Annotated in this window: 3 protein-coding genes; all 3 read left to right on the forward strand. The window is 70.0% G+C overall.

The window, feature by feature from the left end; translation table 11 throughout:
* Nucleotides 1-746: HD domain-containing protein (locus HOP12_01540; GenBank protein NOT32831.1), on the forward strand; the 746-nt coding region annotated here is incomplete at its 5' end.
* A 6-nt stretch (nucleotides 747-752) separates the two neighbouring features.
* The gene (locus tag HOP12_01545; GenBank protein ID NOT32832.1) at nucleotides 753-1,148 is read left to right on the forward strand and encodes a response regulator; all 396 of its coding nucleotides are present in this window, start codon (nucleotides 753-755) and stop codon (nucleotides 1,146-1,148) included.
* A gap of 98 nt (nucleotides 1,149-1,246) precedes the next feature.
* Nucleotides 1,247-3,201, forward strand: a 1,955-nt coding sequence (priA, locus tag HOP12_01550; GenBank protein NOT32833.1) for a primosomal protein N', incomplete at its 3' end; no start/stop codon positions are given.

Consider the following 3,201-nt stretch of genomic DNA (forward strand, 5'->3'; position numbering starts at 1 on the left):
GAGTGCTCAACGTCACCGATCCGCTCCAGGAGCGCGCGTTCGGCACCGAGGACTGCGGCCTGCTGCTCGAACTGGCGGCGCGCGTCTCACGTGCCTGGCAGAAGGCCGATCGCGTGGATCGCGGTCGCGAGGTGGTGGAGGACGCGACCGATGCGCTGCGCCGCGTGCTCCAGCATCTGCGCGACGGTCGCGTCGCGGCACCGCACCGCGTACGGCTCGCGAGCGGGCTCGCGCGAGCGATGGGCATGAACGACGAAGCGCTGCGGACCGTTTCGTTCGCGGCTGCGGTGCACGACGTCGGCATGACCTTCGTGACCGGCGAGTTGCGCGCACGGCGCGGTCCGCTGTCCGACGACCAGCAGGCGCAGATGCGGCGCCACGTCGAACTCGGCGCCGAGCTGCTCGACGGACTCGATGCGATGACCGAGGTGCGCGAGATCGTGATGTCGCACCACGAGTGGTGGGACGGCAGCGGCTACCCGCGCGGCCTGCGCGGCACCGACATTCCGGTGGGCGCGCGCGTGCTGGCGGTGATCGACGCGTTCGAGAGCATGACGCAGGGACGGGCGCATCGCGCGGCGATTTCGCGCCAGTCCGCGCTCAATGAGTTGGTGAGGGCCGCGGGGCGTCAGTTCGACCCCGAGGTGGTGGAGTGTTTCGAGCGCAATCTGTCACGGCTGCTGGCCGGCGACGACGACCCGGGTCGGCCGCACGCCGCGCCCGAAACAACGAACGCAGGGAGGTGATTCGTAATGGCGAAGGGAAAGATTTTGGTCGTGGACGATGAGATCTACATCGTTCACATCCTCGACTTCAGCCTCGGCATGGAGGGGTACGAGGTCGTGACCGCGCTCGATGGCGAACAGGCCGTCGAAAAGGCGCGGGCCGAACATCCGGACCTGATCGTGCTCGACATCATGATGCCGAAGCTCGACGGATACGAAACCTGCAAGATTCTCAAAGCGGATGCGGCGACCAAGGACATCCCGGTCATCCTGCTGTCCGCCAAGGGCCGCAACGTTGATCAGAAGGTGGGCTTCGAAGTCGGCGCCGACGACTACATCACGAAGCCCTTCAGCCCGCGCAAGCTGGTCGAGCGCATCAATTCGATTCTCGGCCAGGACAGCTCGCAGCGCATGCAGGCCTGACCTCCGACGTTTCGCGCGGTTCGAAACGTCGGAGGCACCCGCATGTCCGGGGCGCCCCGTGCCCCGAGTGTCGCTCGCGAACTGTTAAGTTCCCGCGCATGTCGTTTGCGCTGGTCGCCCTCCCGATTCCCATCCGACAGACCTTCACGTACCGCATTCCCGACGCCGCGCTCGGCGCGGTGAGTCCCGGCGTGCCTGTGCAGGTGCCGTTTCGGGGACGCGCGATGCGCGGCATCGTGGTCGCGGTCGTGGCCGAGAGCGCGGTCGAGAAGACCCTCGAACTCACGAAGGTGCTAGGCGCGCCGCTGATCGACGCGCGTCTGCTCGAGCTGACGCAATGGATGGCGGACTACTACCTGGCGCCGTGGGGCGAGGTGATCGCCGCAACGCTTCCGGGCGGGCACGGCGGTCTGGCGGCGAGCCGCGCGCGGCGGGGTGCCGTCGAGGATCAGCGCATGGCGCTGCCACTCGCGACTCGCATCACGCTCACGCCCGAGCAGCAGCATGCGACGCGAGTCATCGAAGCGAAGGTGCGCGCCGGGGGCTTCGCCGCGTTCCTGCTGCACGGCGTCACCGGCAGCGGGAAGACCGAGGTCTACTTGCGCGCCGCCGCCGCCGCACGCGAGGCGGGCGGCCAGACGCTGGTGCTGGTGCCCGAGATCGCGCTCGGCTCGCAGATCGTCAGCGCGTTCACGCATCGATTCCAGCGTCGCGTCGGCGTGCTGCACTCCTACCTCACGGTCGGCGAACGCCGCCGCAACTGGGAGCTGGCCCGCACCGGGGCGGTCGACGTGGTGGTGGGCGCGCGCTCGGCGGTGTTCGCGCCATTGCCGAACCTGCGGCTGATCGTGGTCGACGAGGAGCACGAGCCGGCCTACAAGCAGAGCGAACAGCTGCGTTACCACGGCCGCGACACGGCGGTGAGGCGCGCGCAGCTGCTCGGCGCCACCGTGGTTCTGGGGTCGGCGACCCCGAGTCTCGAATCACTCGCGAACGTCGCGCGCCGCAAGTACCAGCGACTGGTGCTCCCGAATCGCGTCGACGGGCGCGCGATGCCGGTGGTGCGGGTGGTGGACCTGCGAAGGGAGGGTGGCGAGAGCCTGCTGTCGCGCCCGCTGCTCGCGGCACTCGCCGAGCGGCTCGAGCGTCGCGAGCAGTCGGTGCTGTTCCTCAATCGCCGCGGACACTCCCACCACACGCAGTGCCGCGCGTGCGGCTTCGTGCCGGAGTGCCCTCAGTGCGACATCGCGCTGACACTGCACCTCGAGCCGTCGGTGTGGCGCTGCCACTACTGCGACCACGTCGAAGCCGCGCAGCCGAACTGCCCCAAGTGCGGCGGTGCGCTCCTGCGCTTCTCCGGTGCCGGCACCCAGCGAATCGAGCGCCAGCTGGTCGCGGCACTGCCGGGCGCACGAGTGCTGCGGCTCGATGCCGACGTCACGCGCTCACGAACCGGCCCCGGCGACGTGATCGGACGCTTCGGGCGCGGCGAGGCCGACGTGCTGATCGGTACCCAGATGATCGCCAAGGGCCTCGACTTTCCGCGCGTCACGCTGGTCGGCGTCCTGGATGCCGACATTGCGCTGCATCTGCCGGACTTTCGCGCCGCCGAACGCGCTTTCCAGCTCGTCACTCAGGTGGCGGGGCGCTCGGGGCGCGGCAAGCGTCCGGGCGAGGTGCTGGTGCAGACCTGTTCGCCCGATCACCCGGCGATTCACTCGGCGGTGCTTCAAGACGGAGCGCGATTCGCCAGGCGCGAACTCGACGAACGCCGCGAGGCCGGCTATCCGCCGTTTGCGCGGCTCGCGACGCTGCTGCTCTCGGGAACCGACGAGGCGCTGGTCGAACGCGCCTCCGACCTGCTCGCAGCGGCACTCGCCGCCGACGCTGCCGCGAGCGGCGTGCGGGTGCTGGGACCGGCGCCACAGGCGTTCGCCAGGCTGCGGGGGCGATTCCGCTGGCACCTGTTGCTCAAGGGGGAGGACGGCGCGGCGGTGCGGGCGGTGGCGGCGCGCGGGCTCGAGTGGGCGGAGTCCAGGGCGCGACCCGCGAG

Source organism: Candidatus Eisenbacteria bacterium (genome assembly GCA_013140805.1).
In the GTDB taxonomy this organism is placed as follows: Bacteria; Eisenbacteria; RBG-16-71-46; order RBG-16-71-46; family RBG-16-71-46; genus JABFRW01.